The sequence below is a fragment of the Rubrivirga sp. genome (genome assembly GCF_049648075.1).
Lineage (GTDB): Bacteria > Bacteroidota > Rhodothermia > Rhodothermales > Rubricoccaceae > Rubrivirga.
Window position 1 is genome coordinate 1 of record NZ_JBARYR010000767.1, and the last position, 2464, is coordinate 2464.

The following is a 2464-nucleotide window of genomic DNA, read 5'->3' on the forward strand; positions in this document are numbered from 1 at the left end:
CCGTGAACGGAATCGCGATCCGGTTCTTGAACAGCTCCGTGACGCCGCCGATGCCCTCGGAGTAGATCGGGAGCTCGACGGCGTTCGTGACCGCGAAGTCGGCGTGGGTCGGGTAGACCAAGAGCGGAACGCGACGGACGATGTCGGTCCCGAACAGGGCCGAGATCTCGCGGTAGGCCTCCTCGGCCGCCTCGCCCGCGAACTCGGCCAGGACACGACCGCCCGGCCCGTGGTCGCGCTCGTAGAAGTAGACGTCGAAGTGCGACGTCCTGAGCGTGTACCACTCGTGCGCTCGGTACTGGACCCGGTTCTTGCCGAAGTCGAAGTACTGCGCGGCCACCGGACCCGTGGCCGTGACAGCGAACGCGAGCAGGACGAGGAGACGGACCATCAAGGACGGGGACACGGCAGGGTAGGGCCGACGCCCGTCGTCGGCAAGGGCGGAACGGGTCCCGCACTCGAGGTCGTGTGGCGGAGGTGCGGAGGTGCGGAGGTGCGGGAATCTCCGTCCTCGAGGACGCGCTTCGTCCCGGCCTCGAGGACGGCTACAGGTTGAGCCGGAGCGTGACCTGGCCGTCCCCAACGACGCCGAGTACCACGTCCTTGAGGCCGAGACGAAGCTCAGGCTCGAGGACCAAGACGGCACCGCGCCCGACCTCGAGGGCGACTGGCAACGCCACGACCGCCCCTACAGACGTCTCCGTCCTCGCTTCGCCTCCAACCATGCGTTCGTCCGGGCCTCCAGCGTCGAAGATAAGAATAGAGTCCTCATAGTCGCGCACAGCGCGGTAGAGGCCGCTTCCTGCCCAGATGCGGAATGATCCATCACGGAGTGCGAAATACCGAACGACGCTCGCGCGAGCTCGCCGCTCAACGGCCTCGAGGCCACCGCTGAGCACCGTCGGCCCACCATCAGCGGGAAATGTGAACGTCGACCCATCCGCAAGCGATACAAGTCCCACCGCCGACACGCGCCATGGTGACCGGTCCGGCCCAAATGAGAACGCGACCTCGAGGCCGAGGTGCGTCTCGGGCGGGTACGGAAGCCGTTCGTCCTCGAAGTCGGTGGTCCCACGGGCGAGCAGCACCGCGACATCGAAGCCGAGACCGAGGCGGCGGCCAAGACTCCCGCTGAGGTCAACGCCCGCGGCGGTAAAGGCCGGGAACGGTCCGCCCGCGAGGTCGAGCGACACGTACGGGCTTACCCCCTCGACGAGGTGCGACTGCGCTCCTGCCGGCAGGGCGAGCGCGATGGCAAGGACGGTGAGAGCGACGTGGCGGGACATGACGAGGACGGGAGCTGCCTCATCGTAACCGTCTCTGACCTTTCTGCCGTAGTGCGATCTCACTACTCGTCGAGGCCGATGTGTTGCTTGCTCGCCCCCGAGGCCGAGACGCTAGAACGTGTACGACATGCCGAGATACGGGATCGGGACCGTGGAAAACTCGCCCCCCGAAGCGCCGAGGGCGACGGCGACGTCGGCCGCCAAGCGGTCGCCGAAGAACCGGACGCCGGAGAGGGTCCCGAACGCGACCTCGGTCTCGTCGGCGAACGCGAGCACGAGGTAGTTCTCGCTGATCAACTTGAATCGGTCGGAGATCTGACGGTCCAACCCGACGAGCAGCGCCGTTCCGTCGGCGAGATCGGACCCGTCTCCAAATCCCACTTGGTAGAACCCGTAGGCCCCGAGCGTCACGGCGCCGGCTTCTCCGCCGAACGTTGCGAGCCCGTAGACCGTCCCGATCGCGCCCGCGTCGAAGCTCTCGGTCGAGATCGGTACCGTCGCGCTCCCGCCGACGGCCGCCGCGAACCCGTCGCGCTCGGTGAGCGTGACTTTGGCGTTCCCGTTGACGCCGAGGAAAATCCCACCCGACGTGATGAGCGGTATCGTCGAACCGACCGACACGTCGAGCCGGTCGGTCACGCCGACGGCGAACGACGGAAAGAGGTAGTACGCCGAAAACCGCCGCTGGCCGTTGCCGAGGGACCGGGCCGTCGGCGAAAAGAACATGCGGGTCGAGGCCGGGTCGTACCGCGTGAACTGGCCGTCCAGGAGCGCCGTGATTTCGGCGACGCGGTCCTGCGGTACGCGCTGTTCGATGCCGGACTCGGTCACGATCACCAACGGGTCGGCAGACTCGTCTTGGACGTAGCCGACCAGGACGGTCCCGTCCTCGAGGACGACGCGGCGCAGCTCGCCGGTCTGGGCGTGGAGGGCGGGCGCGAACGCCGCTGAGGCGAGCAAGAGAGCGAGGTAACGTGACATCGGGAGGTGGTGAGACAGGAGGACGCTAGGCCGCAACGAGCGCACCGATGGTATCACGGCGCGACGCGAGAGTCGTGGTCTATTTGCACCATCCCCCTATAACCACCCCTCCGCCCGGTACCACAGGACCGCCCGCGACCACCCATCCGCCAGGCCGACCTCGAGGCCGTACCCGACCGCCTCCCGCGCCTTCGACG

At 67.6% G+C, this 2464-nt stretch carries 2 protein-coding genes and 1 pseudogene; all 3 read right to left on the reverse strand.

What is annotated here, in order from left to right; all coding sequences use genetic code 11:
* Nucleotides 1-391: pseudogene (locus tag WBA11_RS20245) on the reverse strand (peptidase S9); the annotation flags it as partial.
* A gap of 154 nt (nt 392-545) precedes the next feature.
* Complete coding sequence (locus WBA11_RS20250; RefSeq protein ID WP_424522438.1) at nt 546-1286, reverse strand: hypothetical protein; 741 nt, start codon at nt 1284-1286, stop codon at nt 546-548.
* A 111-nt stretch (nt 1287-1397) separates the two neighbouring features.
* A complete protein-coding gene (locus WBA11_RS20255; protein WP_424522439.1) occupies nt 1398-2267 on the reverse strand; it encodes a hypothetical protein in 870 nt (289 codons plus the stop codon).
* Nucleotides 2268-2464: the final 197 nt, after the last annotated feature.